At 69.0% G+C, this 14,756-nt stretch carries 12 protein-coding genes; 4 read left to right on the top strand and 8 right to left on the bottom strand.

The window, feature by feature from the left end:
- Nucleotides 1–84 precede the first annotated feature (84 nt).
- From AC07NG_RS17290 to fliX, 3 genes are all read right to left on the bottom strand, one after another.
- Nucleotides 85–1,923 (bottom strand): DUF885 domain-containing protein, encoded by a 1,839-nt coding sequence (locus tag AC07NG_RS17290; RefSeq protein ID WP_494595305.1) that lies wholly within the window; start codon nt 1,921–1,923, stop codon nt 85–87.
- A gap of 204 nt (nt 1,924–2,127) precedes the next feature.
- A complete protein-coding gene (gene dksA, locus AC07NG_RS17285; RefSeq protein WP_110121381.1) occupies nt 2,128–2,556 on the bottom strand; it encodes an RNA polymerase-binding protein DksA in 429 nt (142 codons plus the stop codon).
- A gap of 214 nt (nt 2,557–2,770) precedes the next feature.
- Nucleotides 2,771–3,199: a flagellar assembly regulator FliX gene (fliX, locus tag AC07NG_RS17280; RefSeq protein ID WP_110133270.1), complete on the bottom strand. Its 429-nt coding sequence runs from the start codon at nt 3,197–3,199 to the stop codon at nt 2,771–2,773.
- Between the two features lie 236 nt (nt 3,200–3,435).
- Here fliX and AC07NG_RS17275 point away from each other — a divergent pair, with 236 nt between their 5' ends.
- The 3 genes from AC07NG_RS17275 to AC07NG_RS17265 are packed head-to-tail and all read left to right on the top strand — an operon-like array spanning nt 3,436 to nt 5,335.
- Nucleotides 3,436–4,551, top strand: a complete 1,116-nt coding sequence (locus tag AC07NG_RS17275; protein ID WP_494595303.1) for a flagellar basal body P-ring protein FlgI — start codon at nt 3,436–3,438, stop codon at nt 4,549–4,551.
- A complete protein-coding gene (locus AC07NG_RS17270) occupies nt 4,551–4,886 on the top strand; it encodes a rod-binding protein (RefSeq protein WP_487288462.1) in 336 nt (111 codons plus the stop codon). The genes AC07NG_RS17275 and AC07NG_RS17270 overlap by 1 nt, the downstream gene beginning before the upstream one ends.
- The gene (locus tag AC07NG_RS17265) at nt 4,886–5,335 is read left to right on the top strand and encodes a flagellar basal body protein (RefSeq protein WP_487288461.1); all 450 of its coding nucleotides are present in this window, start codon (nt 4,886–4,888) and stop codon (nt 5,333–5,335) included. The genes AC07NG_RS17270 and AC07NG_RS17265 overlap by 1 nt, the downstream gene beginning before the upstream one ends.
- 177 nt (nt 5,336–5,512) lie before the next feature.
- On the opposite strand, the gene AC07NG_RS17260 is transcribed toward AC07NG_RS17265, so the two are convergent.
- On the bottom strand, nt 5,513–6,826 hold the full coding sequence (locus AC07NG_RS17260; RefSeq protein ID WP_494595302.1) for a M20/M25/M40 family metallo-hydrolase: 1,314 nt from the start codon (nt 6,824–6,826) through the stop codon (nt 5,513–5,515).
- Between the two features lie 171 nt (nt 6,827–6,997).
- Between AC07NG_RS17260 and AC07NG_RS17255 the strand changes: the two genes are divergently transcribed.
- The gene (locus AC07NG_RS17255; RefSeq protein WP_492853627.1) at nt 6,998–7,507 is read left to right on the top strand and encodes a hypothetical protein; all 510 of its coding nucleotides are present in this window, start codon (nt 6,998–7,000) and stop codon (nt 7,505–7,507) included.
- A gap of 138 nt (nt 7,508–7,645) precedes the next feature.
- On the opposite strand, the gene AC07NG_RS17250 is transcribed toward AC07NG_RS17255, so the two are convergent.
- From AC07NG_RS17250 to AC07NG_RS17235, 4 genes are all read right to left on the bottom strand, one after another.
- Nucleotides 7,646–8,371 (bottom strand): response regulator, encoded by a 726-nt coding sequence (locus tag AC07NG_RS17250; protein ID WP_110119828.1) that lies wholly within the window; start codon nt 8,369–8,371, stop codon nt 7,646–7,648.
- An 8-nt stretch (nt 8,372–8,379) separates the two neighbouring features.
- Nucleotides 8,380–11,619 (bottom strand): autotransporter domain-containing protein, encoded by a 3,240-nt coding sequence (locus tag AC07NG_RS17245; RefSeq protein WP_494595301.1) that lies wholly within the window; start codon nt 11,617–11,619, stop codon nt 8,380–8,382.
- Between the two features lie 352 nt (nt 11,620–11,971).
- A complete protein-coding gene (locus AC07NG_RS17240; RefSeq protein WP_487288457.1) occupies nt 11,972–13,492 on the bottom strand; it encodes an aldehyde dehydrogenase (NADP(+)) in 1,521 nt (506 codons plus the stop codon).
- 112 nt (nt 13,493–13,604) lie between these two features.
- The gene (locus tag AC07NG_RS17235; RefSeq protein WP_494595300.1) at nt 13,605–14,525 is read right to left on the bottom strand and encodes a Gfo/Idh/MocA family protein; all 921 of its coding nucleotides are present in this window, start codon (nt 14,523–14,525) and stop codon (nt 13,605–13,607) included.
- Nucleotides 14,526–14,756: the final 231 nt, after the last annotated feature.

The following is a 14,756-nucleotide window of genomic DNA, read 5'->3' as shown; positions in this document are numbered from 1 at the left end:
GTCGCGGCGTTTCTGTTCGTGCAACCCCTCACCCGACCTCGCTCCGCGAGGCCACCCTCTCCCGCAAGGGGAGAGGGATCGTGATTACCCCTTCGCCGTCTTCACATAGCGATCCACCACCTCGCCCAGCACGGTCAGCGGCGTGCCGCCGGTCGAGACCACGGCGTCGTTGAAGTCGCGCAGGTCGAAGCGCGGGCCCAGGGCCGCCTTGGCCTTTTCGCGCAGGCGCAGGATCTCGGTGTGACCGATCTTGTAGGCGCAGGCCTGGCCGGGGCTGGCGCAGTAGCGGTCGACCTCGCTGACCATGGCCGGCTTGGCGCGGCCGGTGGTCGAGGTCATGAACTCCACCGCCTGGTCGCGGGTCCAGCGCTTGTGATGCAGGCCGGTGTCGACCACCAGGCGGGCGGCGCGGAACTGCTGGGCCTGCAGGTAGCCCAGCTGCCCCAGCGGATCGCCCTCGTAGTAGCCGGCCTCGTCGGCGATCTGCTCGGCATAGAGCGCCCAGCCCTCGACGAAGGCGCCGAAGCCCATCAGCGAGCTGATCGTCGGGATCTGGCTGGCCCGCTCGGCCAGGTACGCGCCCTGCCAGGCGTGACCCGGAATGGCCTCGTGGGTGGTCAGGGTCGGCAGGCTGAACTTGGGCCAATTGCCCATGTTTTTCAGGTTGATGTAGTAGATCGCCGGGCGCGAGCCGTCGAGCGAGGCGAAGTTCATATAGCCCTGCGGCGCGCCGTCCTGGATCTCCTTCGGCACGGCCTTGACCATGACGTCGGCCTTCAGGCCCAGGCGCGACAGCTTGGGCATCAGCAGGCGGATCGCGGCGATGCGGTCGTTGAGATAGGCCAGGAGCTCGGCCCGGCCCGCGTCGCTGTCGGCGTAGAGGTAGCGCGGGTCCTTGGTCAGGGCGGTGACGCGCTCGCCGACCGAGCCTTGCGTCAGGCCCTGGCCCTTCAGCAGCACGTCCATGCGGGCGGCGATCTCGTGGCCCTGCTCCAGGCCCAGGGCGTGGATCTCCTCGGCGCCCATCGTGGTGGTGGTGTTGTAGCGCAGGCCCCAGCCGTAATAGGCCTCGCCCTGCGGCAGCTTCCAGACGCCGGCCTTGTCGTCGGCCTTGGCGCGCGCGGCCTTGAGGGCGGCGATCTGGCGGTCGAGGGCCGGATAGACCTCGCCTTCGATGATCTTCGTCGCATCGCCGGCGCGGTCGGCCAGGCCCTTGGCCTTGGCGCGCTCGGCCAGCGAGCCGACCATGCGGCTCTCGACGGCCTTCTGGGCGCGCATCTCGGTCAGCTGGCCGATGGCGTTGTCGAGGATGAAGCTCGGCGGGATGACGCCGGCGCCGACGTCCTCGGCGATGCGGCCGTTCTCCTGGTCGACCACCTTGGCGAAGGCGGCCAGGCGCGAGACATAGGCGTCGACGTCGGCGGCGGTCTCGATGCTGTGCTGCGAGTTCAGGAACTCCGGCACGAACGAATAGGCCCCGCCCTGCTGGCTGACGACATAGGGGTTGGCGTAGTCGCCGCCGTAGCTGAAGGCCGCGCCCTCGGCGCCGATCTTCTGGGCCGCCAGCACCGTGTCGCGGATCGTCAGGTCGTGCGGGTTGAGGGTCTTGGGATCGATGGCGGCGATACGCTTGGCGCGGTCGGCATAGGCGGCGACCTGGGCGCGGCGGCCGGCGGCCGAGCTGTCCGACAGCTTGGCCTTCAGCCCCGCGCGGGCGCCCTTGTCGAGGCCCAGGCCCGTGGCGGCCTCGGGCTGGTCGATCAGCATCTCGTCGACGAAGGCGTCGAGCAGCTTGGCCAGCTTCGGGTCGGCGATCGGGCCCTTGGCGGGCGTCGCGGCGAAGGCTGGCAGGCCCGAGGCGGCCCCCGAAGCCGCAGTGGCGGCGGCGGCCGAGAGAAGAAGATGACGACGGGACAGGCGCATGGACGCGGCTCGCTGAAAGGGGCTTTCGAGCGGCCGTAGGCGCGGACCTCTCCCCGCTCAACGACCCTCGACGGGCGGGAGAAGATCATTCCCCCGTCGCCGTGAAAAGCAGCAAGCTTGGACTTAATTCGGGCAGAAACGCAGACGGCCTCGCCCAATGGGCGAGGCCGTCGCAAAACACATCAGGATAAGACCTGCGAGACCTCAGTCGTCGCGGTGAACCCGCTCGCGACGCTCGTGACGCTCCTGGGCCTCGAGGCTCAGGGTGGCGGTCGGACGCGCGTCCAGACGGGCCAGGCCGATGGGCTCGCCGGTCTCTTCGCAGTAGCCGTAGCTGCCGTCTTCGACCCGGCGCAACGCCTGGTCGATCTTGGAGATCAGCTTCCGCTGCCGGTCGCGGGTCCGAAGTTCCAGCGCCCGGTCGGTTTCCGACGACGCCCGGTCGGCGAGGTCGGCATGGTTCTCAGTTTCGGTCTGGAGGTGGGAGACCGTTTCGCGAGATTCGCGAAGGATTTCCTCTTTCCAGGTCAGCAGCTTCTGTTTGAAATACTCGAGCTGCCGCTCATTCATGAACGGCTCGTCCTCGGAAGGACGATACGTATTCGGTTCCTTAAGAACAGTGGCCGTCTGCATCAACGCCTCACGCCCCGATGAACTCCGCCCTCAGCGGGCGGTGTGCTTATACCAAAACGATAGCCCCGTTCAATGAACGTCGCATGAGCGGTGCATTCAGGCGCGCGCGCCTGCCTGACACGGCGGCGACGCTGCACGGGGGCGACGAGCTTCGCCGCGCCGGCCGGGGCAATAAAATCGCGGGAATGGGTTCGAGGTTCCATCCCGCCGCTCCTCACGCGCCTTGCGCCACGGAGAGCTTGGCCTCTTCGACGGCCGCGCGGGTCTCGATCTCGTTGAGCAGGCTCTGCAGCTTCGGATCGTCGACGCTCTCGCGGTGCTCGCGGACGGCGCGCTTGAGCTTGTCGATGGTGCTGGAGGAGACCTCCCCGTCCAGCACGGCGATCTTCAGACCGTCGAGGATGTCCAGAATGTCGTCGGCCCGGCGGATGGCGCGACGCTTGCGCTCCATCGGGTCCATGTTGGCCTGCAGAGCCAGAAGAGCGTCCAGCGAGCCCACCCCGGCCAGGCCGCCGGCCGCGGCCGTCCCGGCCACGCCGCTGGCGCCGCCGACGCTGGGCAGGGCGAAGTTCGATCCGCCGCCCGCCGGCCGCGCGCGTGATGCGCCAGCCGCGCCCACGCCTCCCGAGCTCGAAACCTTCATGACGACCGTCGCTCCAAAGCTGGTCTTGAACGCCTACATATAGGGAGTCGGCCTCCCCGATGAGAACTCATATTCGAGATCGGCGCTTGCGGTATGGTTAATGCCGGGCAGAATCTGCCGGACAGGATTGTCGCAGGCGTTTTTGGCCGCCCTTTTCATTGATTTTCCTCACCTTTTCCGTTGGCCCGGTTCTGGCATGGGCCGCGACGGAATTGCGTCCTTCGGTGTGGAAATCCATGCGTCGTTCATTTTTCAGCTCCGTTCTCGCCGGCCTGGCCCTCGCGGCCATGACCGTCGTCGCCGGTCCGGCCGCCGCCAAGTCGCGGATCAAGGACATCGTCTCGTTCGAGGGCGTGCGTGAGAACCACCTGATCGGCTACGGCATCGTCGTCGGCCTCAACGGCACGGGCGACAGCCTGCGCAACGCGCCGATGACCAAGCAGAGCATGGAATCGCTGCTCGAGCGCCAGGGCGTCAACGTCCGCGACGCCAACCTCAACGCCAAGAACGCGGCGGCCGTCATGGTCACCGCCAAGCTGCCCGCCTTCGCCGGCGCCGGCTCGAAGATCGACGTCTCGGTCTCGGCCATGGGCGACGCCAAGAGCCTGCAGGGCGGCACGCTGATGGTCACCGCGCTGCAAGGCGCCGACGGCCAGACCTATGCCGTGGCCCAGGGCCAGGTGCAGACCGGCGCCGTCTCGGCCGGCGGCGCTTCTGGCAGCTCGATCAGCCGCGGCGTCCCGACCGCCGGCCGCATCGCCGCCGGCGCCGACGTCGAGCGCGAGACCGGCTTCCAGATGGTGGCCATGAGCGAGCTGCGCATGACCCTGCGCAACCCCGACTTCACCACCGCCCGCCGCATCGCCGACGCCATCAACATCAAGTTCCCCAGCTGCGCCCAGGCCCAGAACCCCACCGTCGTGGCGATCCGCTCGCCCAACGGCATGGACATGATCAGCTTCATCACCGCCATCGAGAACCTGGAAGTCGAGCCCGACGGCCCGGCCAAGGTGATCATCGACGAGGTCAACGGCGTGGTGGTGATGGGCGACGACGTCCGCATCAGCCAGGTGGCGATCGCCCAGGGCAACCTGACCATCTCGGTCCAGGAGACCCCGGCCGTCAGCCAGCCGGCCCCGTTCAGCCAGGGCCAGACCAAGGTGGTCCCGCAGTCGACGATCAACATCGACGAGGAAAAGGGCAAGAAGCTGATCACCCTGGGCGGCGGCGCGTCGCTGAAGAGCCTGGTCGGCGGCCTCAACGCCCTGGGCGTCACCCCGCGCGACATGATCACCATCCTGCAGGCCGTGAAGGCCGCGGGCGCCCTGCAAGCCGACATCGAGGTGATGTGATGAGCGCCCTCTCCTCCGCAGCCAGCGCCGTCGACGCCTACTCGGCCATCTCCGGAACCGGCGCGACCTCGGCCGCCGAACTGGCCAAGCGCGGCAAGATCAAGGAAACGGCCCAGAAGTTCGAGGCCTCGTTCCTGTCGTCGATGATGCAGTCGATGTTCGAGGGCGTGAAGACCCCCGAACCGTTCGGCGGCGGCCAGGGCGAGGAGATGTTCCGCTCGCTGCTGACCGACGCCATGGCCAAGGAAGTGTCCAAGGCCGGCGGCGTCGGCATCGCCGCCTCGGTCCAGCGCGAGATGCTCAAGATGCAAGGCCTGCAGGAGGTCGCCCAATGATGAGCTCCGCCCCCCTCTCGCCCTCCGACGAGCGCGTCGAACAGCTGATCATCCTGACCGAGCGCCTGACCGACCTGATCGCCAAGCAGGCCACCGCCTTCGAGGCCCGCCGCCCGCACGAGGCCGCCCGCCACGTCGAGGAAACGGCCAAGCTCGCCAACATCTACCGCCACGAGTCGGCGCGGGTGCGCGGCAACGTCGCCGTCGTCCAGGCCGCCACGCCCGAGCGCCGCATGCGCCTGGTGCGCGCCACCGAGGCCTTCGACGCCGTGCTGGCCCGCCAGTCGCGCGCCATCGCCGCCGCCAAGACCGTCACCGAGGGCCTGGTCCGCGCCGTCGCCAACGAGATCGCCGCCCAACGCCCGCAAGCCGCCGGCTACGGCCCCAGCGCCCAGGGCTCGGCCTACCGCAACAGCGCCACGGCCATCACGCTGAACCAGCGGGCCTGATCTTGCGGGAGGCCGGAGCGGAAAGCATCCACCGCTCCCACCCGTAAAATCCCCGCGAAAGCGGGGACCCAGGCGTTTTATCGTCGAGCGCGGCGGGTTTCAGAAAAAGCCTGGGTCCCCGCTTTCGCGGGGATTTGGCGGATTTAGGAATGCGACGGCGGACGATCGCCGATCCCCCTATTCCACCCCCGCCACGGCCAGCAGGGCGGCCAGGCCCACCTGCATGCCCTTGAGGGTCTCGCCCTTCTCGACGTCGATCCATTCGTCCAGGGCGTGGGCGCGGCCGCCCTTGCCGCCGGAGCCGATGGTGACGGCCGGGATCCCCAGGCTCATCGGCAGGTTGGCGTCGGTCGAGGAGGCCTCGTGGGTGGGGGTGAAGCCCAGGGCCGAAGCCGCCGCGGCGGTGGCCGTGACGATCGCGGCCTTGGGGTCCGTGCCGCCGGCCGGACGCTCGCCGATCACCTTGGCCTCATAGGAGACCTCGCCAGGCTTGGTCGAGCGGGCCGCGTTTTCGCCGGCCACGGCCTTGTCGAGGATGGCCAACAGAGTCCTGTCCAGCTTGGCTAGTTCGTCGGCGCTCTCCGAGCGCATGTCGAACTCCATGAAGATCGAGTTGGGGATCGAGTTCACCGAGGTGCCGCCGCCGACCACGCTGGCCGAATAGGTGGTCTTGGGATCGGCCGGCGGCTTGACCGCATAGAGATCGACCACCGACTGGGCCATGGCCGTCATCGGGTTGACCACGCCGAACGCGCCGTAGCTGTGGCCGCCCGGTCCCTTGAAGGTGACGCGATAGCGCTTGGAGCCGACGCCGCGATCGACGATGCGCGAGGGGTCCGAGCCGTCCATCGAGAAGAAGGCGCCGATCCGGCCCTGGTACTTGCCCTTGGTGAAGAGGTGGCGCACGCCGCGCAGGTCGCCTGGCCCCTCTTCGCCGACATTGCCGACGAACAGGATGTCGGACTTGGTCTTGATCTTGGCCGCCTCCAGCGCCCGCACATAGGCCAGCAGGACGGCCAGCGAGCGGGTGTCGTCGCCGATGCCCGGGGCCGACAACTTCGTGCCCTCGCGCTTGACCTTCACCTCGGTGCCTTCGGGGAAGACGGTGTCGAGGTGGGCGGCGATGACCACGAACGGCCCCTTGCCCTTGGTGGCCGTCCCGGGCCGCACGCCCATGACATTGCCCTCGGCGTCCATCTCGACATCGGTCAGACCCACGGCCTTGAGCATCTCCAGATAGGCCTTGGCGCGCTTTTCCTCCTTGAAGGGGGGCGCGGGGATCTCGGTCAGGGTGACGATGTCAGCGACGGTGCGCTCGTAGTCGGCGTCGAGTTGCTGGACGGCCGCCTTGAAGCCGGCCCCGCCGACGATCTTCTGCACGGCCTTGACCGAGGTGTCGGCCTTCTCGGCGGCGTCGGCCTCGGGGCCGTAGAGCGCGCCGGCGGCGAACAGCGAGGCGGCGAACAACAGCGAACGCGACAGGCGGCGCATGGGCGGGCTCCGATTCTTGCAGTCCGCCGACCAGAGCGACCGCGCCCGCCGATTGGCAATCCACAATTGGAAGAACGGCGGCTCCCAAAAACACCGGGCTCCAAAAACGCCGGACCTCTGGACGAACCGATCGCGCCACCCGACATTGACCTATCGTCAAGGAGATCGGTCATGGCCAAAGCTAAAGTCGCATCCGCGCTCGCGGGCCTGGGCCTCCTGCTGCTCGCCGCCCCGGCCCTCGCCCAGGCGCCGGCCGCTCAGGGGACGGGTCCCTTGGGCGTCGGCGGCAAGTGGATGCTCGACCTGCCGCGCTCGCACTTCAACGAGGCCCTGACCGGCGCCGCGCCGCTGAGCGGCGAGCTCGACATCACCAAGGACGACGGCAAGTTCATCGCCTGGACCCTGGTCGAGGAGGACGACGAGGGCGTGGCCGCCATCCAGTTCGCCGACGCCGGCCTCGACGGCTCGCCGACGCGGGCCGTGGTCAACTTCAACTTCGTGACCCTGAGCGTCGATCGCACGGGCCAGTCCAGCGTGGCGGTGATGACCCACGGCGAGACCGGCCGCCGCCAGACCATGCGCGTGGCCCTCTCGGCCCCCGACACCCTGCTGGTCGAGCAGGACGTCGACGGCAAGCCCGGCCCGCCGGACCAGACGCTGATCTTCGTGCGGAAGAAGTAGGACCTCCCCCTCTGGGGGAGGCGGCCGAAGGCCGGTGGGGGGCCGCTTTCAGCTTCCGGGAAGCTGGCCGCTCAGCAGCCACTCCCCCCACCGATCGCTTCGCGATCACCTCCCCCACAGGGGGAGGTTTCTCGATCATCAGTCCGCGTGAACGCGGTCCACGCGCGGGGCGAACATGTAGCCGGCGTGGCGGACCGTCCGCACCATCTGGGCGCCGCCCTCGGCACGGCGCAGCTTGCTGCGCAGGCGGCTGATGGTGACGTTGATCTGCTGCGGCGGGGCCTTGCTGCGCGCCTCGGGCGGACCCTGCTGCAGCTGATCGCGGGTCAGAATCTGCTGGGGTTTGGAGACCAGGGTCCACAGCACCAGGAACTCGGCCGACGACAGGTTCACCGACTCGCCGCGCGGATCGAACAGCTCGTGGGTGGCGACGTTCAGGCGCCAGCCGCTGAACTGATAGACCGGCGGGGCCGCGATCGGCTCGGGAGCGCGATAGGCCTGGCGGCGACGGACCGCGGCGCGGATGCGGGCGGCCGTCTCGCGCGGGCGGAACGGCTTGGCGATGTAGTCGTCGACGCCCATCTCCAGGCCGACCACCACGTCGCTCTCGTCGTCGACCGCGCTGACCACCACCACGCCCGGAGCCGGGTTGAGGCGGCGCAGCCGGGCGCAGACCGAGAGGCCGGCCTCGTCGGGCAGCAGGATGTCCATCACGACCAGTTCGATCTGGGTGCGGCCGAGGATCTGGTCCATCTCGCGGGCCGAACCGGCCTCGAGCACTTCCAGGTCGAAGCGGCCCAGAAGGGCGGTAATGGCGGCGCGGGAGTCGATATCGGGATCGACGATGAGCAGGCGGGGTCTCACGGGCGTTCTCAGAACATCGCCCGGCCGACAAGCCGGGCAGAATAGCGGGTCTGGCGGCGGGACGCTTCGGCCCCGCCCTCCAGGGCGAAATAGGAAAGATCCGAACCGGCGCGCAGGGCGACGTTCAGGGTCACCGCGCCGTTGCGGGCGTTGTCGGCCAGGATCGTGAACGGCGTGCCGCCCGCGAACGAGGCCGTGGTGTCGGCGAACTTGCCGGCCAGGGTCTTGCGATAGCCGACGCGGACTTCCGGCTTGAACCAGACTTCCTTGCCGAACTGGCGGCCGAAGACCACGCCGATGTCGCTCGACAGGTTGCTGTACTTGCGCGAGGCGACCGTCAGGTCGAAGCCCTCGCCGCCGCCGTGCTCCTTGCGCTCGCCTTCCCACATGTAGACGTAGTCGAGGCGGGTCTCGGGACGGATGTAGTTGGCGCCGAAAGTGACCTCGTAGCCGACGCCGGCGAAGGCGTTGGCGGTGAAGCCGTTCCAGGAGGCGGTGTTGCGGAGGATCTCGTCGGCCGCGCCGTCGCTATCGGCGTCCTCGCTGATGAAGCTGCGGTCGCCGTTGAAGCGGATGTAGCCCGCGCCGCCGCCCAGGTTCAGGCGCCAGCCGCCGACCGAACGGCGCCAGTAGGTTCCGGCCTGGAACACCGAGGCGGTCGTCTCCTCGCCGACCTTGGCGGCGGTGTCCTTTTCCTCGAGGCTGACGAAGGACAGGGTCACGCCCAGCGCGCCGCCGGCGTCGCCCATGGCCTCGTAGCCCGCGACCAGGCCCACGGCCTTGGTGTCCGAGCCCTGGACCGCGCCGTCCTCGATGCGGACCAGGCTGTTGATCTCCTGCACCCAGACGCTGTCGGGACCGTAGCGGTCGGCGCCGTCGGGACGCACCGACGTGGCCGACGACAGCTGCTGCTGCACGGCCTGCAGGCTGGTGAACATCCCCTGCCCGGTGCTGGGCAGCATCTGGTCGTAGAGATTGTAGAAGCCGTCGGCGGTCGACTGGCTGAGAAAGGCGCCGGCGATGCCGTCGTCGTTGCTCAGAGCGGCGAACACCGCCTCGTAGGCCGAGGCCTGGCTGCGGGTCATGCCGGCTTCGGCGGCCGTGCGGCGACGCACGTCGATCAGCACGTCGTTGCCTTCCGTATAGGCGCTGGCGACGTAGAGGTAGGGCGCGTCGCCCAGCAGGTCCTGGTCGATATCCCCGGCGGTCAGGGTTCCGGCCGAGATCACCTTGAAGGTGCTGGCCGTGGTCAGCAGGTTGTTGAAGACCAGGCCGAGGTTTGCGCCGCTGGCGATGGTGGCGGTGTCGACCACCAGCTGGGTCGCCGTGCCCGCGGAGGGATCGACGGTGAACACCAGCTTGGCGTCGGCGCCGAGGGTCAGGCTGGTGGCGTTGATCGTGTTGGTGTTGGTCAGCATCAGGCCGCCGTCGCCGATGTTGATCGACAGCTTGCCGTCGCTGTCGCTCAGCTTGGTGACCGCGTAGGCGCCGCCGTCGATGTTGAAGACGTCGGCGCCGTCGCCGAACGAGATCTCGCCGTACAGCGTGCCGTTCAGCAGGTTGATGGTGTCGGCGCCCGAGCCCAGCAGGATCTGGCCGATGATCGTCGGCTCGTCGGCGTCGTCCACGCCGTCGCCGTCGGTATCGGTGTCGGCCACGTCGTCGTCGCCATCGTCGCCGTCGTTGACGCCGGTCTGGGTGATGGTGACGCCGGTGGTGTTGGCCTGCAGGTTGATGGCCACGGCCTTGCCGGTGACCACTTCGTCGTCGGCGTCGTCGTTGTCGTCGTCGAGGTCGTAGTCGTCGTCGGTGGCCGTCAGGTAGGCGGCGATCGTGCCGGTGTTGTTGATCGTGGTCAGCGTGCCCGAGCGATCGACGATGGCGTTGGCGGTTCCGGTCTCGCCGTAGAGGGTGGCCAGGATCGTGCCGCTGTTGTTGACCGTGGTCATGGTCGCGCCGGCGTCGATCAGCAGGGCGTAGGCGGCGGAGTCGCCCTCGGCCGTGACCGAACCGGTCAGCCCGCCGCTGTTGTCGAGGATCCGGGCGATGGCGCCCGAGGTCAGGTGCAGGCCCACGGCGTCGGCCTCGTAGGCGCTGGCCGTGATCGAGCCTTCCAGGTTGATCCCGTTGGTGACCAGGGTCTCGTAGCCGGCCGAGCCGCCGATCTGCACGCCGGTGGCGGCCACGCCCGGGTGGATGCCGTAGGCGGCGACCGAGCCGCGGATCACCAGGCCGTAGTCGTAGATGCCGTCGCCGGCCGAGCCGAGGGTGACGGTCTGAGTGTCGGAACCGATCTGGATCGCCGGCGCGCCGCCATAGACCGCGACCGAGGCGGTGCCTTCCTCGTCGTCTTCGACGCCGTCGCCGTCTTCGTCGTCTGTGGTGTCGTCGTTGGTGTCCTCGGGCGGGGCGTCGAGCACCAGGCCCTTGGTGACGTTGCTGGTCACCTGGATGGCCGAGCCGCCCTGCAGCAGGTCGTCGGCGTCGAGCAGGGCCTCGTCGTCGGGATCGGTGTAGCGGCTGGTGTAGCGATAGCCGGTGGCGGTGATCGAGCCCTGCACGATCACCGAGCCGTCGACCTCGCCGTTGACCGCCAGGCCGACGCTGTTGGCGCCCAGCACGCTGATCGAGCCGTCGCTGACGATGTCGCCGGTGACGCTGGCGGTGTTGCGGACGCCGTAGCCGTCGTCGCCGGTGACCGCGATCGAGCCGGAGTTGAGAATGTCGCCGATCACCGACGATTCCAGGATGATGCCGATCGAGTCGTTGCCCTCGATGGTGATCGAACCCGAGTTCTCGATCGTGCCGGTGAAGTCGCCCGAACCGGTCAGGTGGATGCCGTAGCGATTGGTCCCCAGCGCGAACTGGCCGTCGTAGTCGCCGTCGCTGTCGGTGTCCTCGTAGTCGTAGTCCTCGGTCAGCGAGATCGTGCCGCCGTTGGCCACCGTCGAGGTGAGGCCGCCGCTGATCAGGATCCCGGTCGAGTTCGAGAGGTCGGTGCTTTGCAGCGTGCCGTTGTTGGTCAGGGTGTTGCTGCTGTCGACGGTGGCGATCGCGCCTTCGGACGCGTAGGTGATCACGCCGTCGCTGGTGATCTTGACGTCGTCGGCCGCGCCGTCGTTGGCGGTCGAGGTCGCGACCGCCTTGGTGCGGCTGCTGCTGGTGATCTCGGTCTCGGCGACGGCGCCGCCGGCGTGCAGCAGCATCGGCAGAGCTGCGGCCGACAAGATCAGAAGCTTACGCGACATGGAGGACCCGCCTGATGGAACCTCCGAGCCTTAGGGGCCGTGCATGGCCCAGGCGTGTCTATGAAATTTCCGTCATGCTACGGCGACGCTCACGCCGATACACTTCCGTTTCAAACGGCCCGGAAGGTTGTCGCCAGGGCGCCGGCTCGCCTCCGAAGTGTTGCCGTTCGCGGCCCAAAGCCGCCGTTATTCCGACGCCCGCGCAAGAAAAGGCGACCTTGGCCCACCCGGCGATTCCAGAGCCGTTGCAGACGGTTCACGCCCTGAAACGGCAAAGAAAAAGCGCGCGGGGCCAAAGCCGTCGCGCGCTTTCACTTATTAGAGCCTTGAGGTCCGAGCGGACCCGCCGGGCTTAGAGCACGCCGTCGACGGCGCGCTTGACGCCCCAGGGGTTGGCTTCCTTCAGGGCCGCCGGCAGCAGCACGTCGGGCAGGTCCTGGTAGCAGACCGGGCGCAGGAAGCGCTCGACGGCGCGGGTGCCGACCGAGGTCGAGCGGCCGTCCGAGGTGGCCGGGAACGGGCCGCCGTGGACCATGGCCGGGGCCACTTCCACGCCGGTCGGCCAGCCGTTGGCCAGGATGCGGCCGGCCTTGCGCTCGAGGATCGGCAGCAGGCCGCGGGCGGCCTCGGCGTCTTCGGCGTCCAGGTGCAGGGTGGCGGTCAGCTGGCCTTCCAGGCCTTCCAGCAGCTTGGCGAGGGTGGCCAGGTCCGGGGCGCGGACGACGACCGACGACGAGCCGAACACTTCGTGGCTGAGGGCCGGATCGGCGGCGAAGGTCGCCGCGTCGACCACGAACAGGGCGCCCTGGCCCTGGTTGCAGCCTTCGCCGACCAGGCCGCGCGCCGCGACGGTGACGCCCGGACGCGAACCCAGCTTCTCGACGCCCTGCTCATAGGCGCCGAAGATGCCCGGGGTCAGCATGACCTGCGGGTGAGCGGCGGCCAGGGCGGCCGAGGCCGAGGCGATGAAGGTGTCGAGGTCCGGACCTTCCAGCGCCAGGACAAGGCCGGGGTTGGTGCAGAACTGGCCCGACCCCATGGTCAGCGAGCCGACGAACGCCGCGCCCAGGGCCTCGGCGCGGGCGGCCAGGGCGTGCGGGAACAGCACCACCGGGTTGACGCTGCTCATCTCGGCATAGACCGGGATCGGCTCGGGACGGGCGTTGGCGATCTTCATCAGCGCCACGCCGCCGGCGCGCGAACCGGTGAAGCCGACGGCCTTGATCCGCGAGTCGCTGACCAGGGCGCCGCCCAGCTCGTGGGTCTGACCCGTCAGCAGGGCGAACACGCCGGCCGGCAGGCCCGCCTTCTCGACGGCCTTGCTGATGGCCGCGCCGACCAGGGCGGCGGTGCCGGGGTGGGCCGGGTGGCCCTTGAAGACGACCGGGCAGCCGGCGGCCAGGGCCGCGGCGGTGTCGCCGCCGGCGGTCGAGAAGGCCAGCGGGAAGTTGCTGGCGCCGAACACGGCGACGGGGCCCAGGCCGATGAAGCGCTGGCGCAGGTCGGCGCGCGGCAGCGGCTTGCGCTCGGGCAGGGCCGGGTCGACGCGGGCGCCGAGGAAGTCGCCCTGGCGGACGGTCTTGGCGAACAGGCGCAGCTGGCCGGTGGTGCGGCCGCGTTCACCTTCCAGGCGGCCGCGCGGCAGGCCGGTTTCGGCGATGGCGCGCTCGATCAGTTCGTCGCCGATGGCCTCGATCTCGGCGGCGACGCCTTCGAGGAAGGCCGCGCGGGTCTCGAGGTCGGTCTCGCGATAGACGTCGAACGCCGCGTCGGCGGCGGCCAGGGCCGCCTCGATCTGGGCCGCGGTCGGCTCGGGGAAGACGTCACCGAAGTGCTCGCCCGTGGCGGGGTTCAGGCTGCGGAGTTCGGTCATGACGGCGCTCGCGGTTTTGGCGGACGGGAATGGGCCCGCATATAGGCCCTTCCCCCGCATTTTGTCAGGTCAATGTTAGCGCAACCATCGCTTATTCGATGGCCCGCCGAGACTATTCGATGAAGGCCGGCGCGATGACCCGTTCGCCCAGCAGGAAGGCGTCGGCCACATGGCGCAGCGGGCTGACGTCGACGTCCGAGGCGCCGGCTTCGATCAGTTCGGCGAAGGCGGCGTAGAGGCCCGGATATTCCTCGTCCGGCCCTTCGTGCTTCAGTTCGCCGTCGACCCACAGGCGCGAACCGCCGTGCGACAGCTTCAGTTCGCCGCCGTCGGTCTGGACGATGATGTCCCAGCTCTGCGGGCCCGTCTGCAGGAAGTCGAACTCGGCCCGCACCGGCGCGCCGGTCACGGTCACGAAGCTCAGTTGCGCCTCGACCGGCGACTGGCAGTTCTCCGGCACGTGCAGCACAGCCTTTTCCAGGAAGAAGGCCGGCAGGATGACGGTGGCGATCGACAGGGCGTTGATGCCGGGATCGAAGACGCCGAGGCCGCCGGCCTGCCAGATCCAGGTCTGGCCGGGGTGCCAGACGCGCACGTCCTCCTTCCAGTTGATCTGCACCGACTGGAGGGTCTTGCCCGCCAGCCAGGCCTGGGCCGGAGCGACGGCGGTGGCGTAGCGCGAATGCCAGGTGGTCTGCAGGGTGACGCCCTTGGCGGCGGCGGCGGCCTTGAGGTCCTCGACCTCGCTCAGCGTCGCCCCCGGGGGCTTTTCCAGCATCACGTGCTTGCCGGCGTCGATAGCCAGGCGTGCGATCGTGTGGCGCACCTGCGGCGGGGTGCAGAGGGCGACGGCGTCGAAGGCGACGTCCGAGGCCAGCAGCTCGGCCAGGTCGGTGAAGTGCGGCACGCCGTCGACGCCGGCGCTGCGGCTGGCCACGGCGGCCAGTTCGAAGCGCGGATCCTTGGCGATCGCGGGCAGGTGCTGGTCGCGGGCGATCTTGCCCAGGCCGACGATGGCGATGCGGATGGTCATCTGGACGAAACACCTGGCGATGGAGAGGACCGCGTCGGCGGCCCGGTCATTAGTCAGACAAATAGCGTGACGGGCGTGGGTGTCAAACGGCGAGCGGGGGACCGGTATCGAATGATCCTTCTCCCCTTGCGGGAGAAGGTGGCGGCCGAAGGCCGTCGGATGAGGGGTTTCTCAAACATGAGACGCCTCCGCCCTGCCTGACCGCCGCACGCGGTTTAGAGTTCTGAGAGA

It is taken from the genome of Caulobacter sp. GW821-FHT10C03, assembly GCF_059415485.1.
This window is presented reverse-complemented; position numbering and strand designations above follow the sequence as displayed.

Coding starts and splice junctions, on each gene's coding strand:
- AC07NG_RS17270 (WP_487288462.1), top strand. CDS start 4,551: ATGAGCGCCCTCTCCTCCGCAGCCAGCGCCGTCGACGCCTACTCGGCC.
- AC07NG_RS17245 (WP_494595301.1), bottom strand. CDS start 11,619: ATGTCGCGTAAGCTTCTGATCTTGTCGGCCGCAGCTCTGCCGATGCTG.
- AC07NG_RS17290 (WP_494595305.1), bottom strand. CDS start 1,923: ATGCGCCTGTCCCGTCGTCATCTTCTTCTCTCGGCCGCCGCCGCCACT.
- AC07NG_RS17240 (WP_487288457.1), bottom strand. CDS start 13,492: ATGACCGAACTCCGCAGCCTGAACCCCGCCACGGGCGAGCACTTCGGT.
- AC07NG_RS17255 (WP_492853627.1), top strand. CDS start 6,998: ATGGCCAAAGCTAAAGTCGCATCCGCGCTCGCGGGCCTGGGCCTCCTG.
- AC07NG_RS17275 (WP_494595303.1), top strand. CDS start 3,436: ATGCGTCGTTCATTTTTCAGCTCCGTTCTCGCCGGCCTGGCCCTCGCG.
- AC07NG_RS17235 (WP_494595300.1), bottom strand. CDS start 14,525: ATGACCATCCGCATCGCCATCGTCGGCCTGGGCAAGATCGCCCGCGAC.
- AC07NG_RS17260 (WP_494595302.1), bottom strand. CDS start 6,826: ATGCGCCGCCTGTCGCGTTCGCTGTTGTTCGCCGCCTCGCTGTTCGCC.
- dksA (WP_110121381.1), bottom strand. CDS start 2,556: ATGCAGACGGCCACTGTTCTTAAGGAACCGAATACGTATCGTCCTTCC.
- fliX (WP_110133270.1), bottom strand. CDS start 3,199: ATGAAGGTTTCGAGCTCGGGAGGCGTGGGCGCGGCTGGCGCATCACGC.
- AC07NG_RS17265 (WP_487288461.1), top strand. CDS start 4,886: ATGAGCTCCGCCCCCCTCTCGCCCTCCGACGAGCGCGTCGAACAGCTG.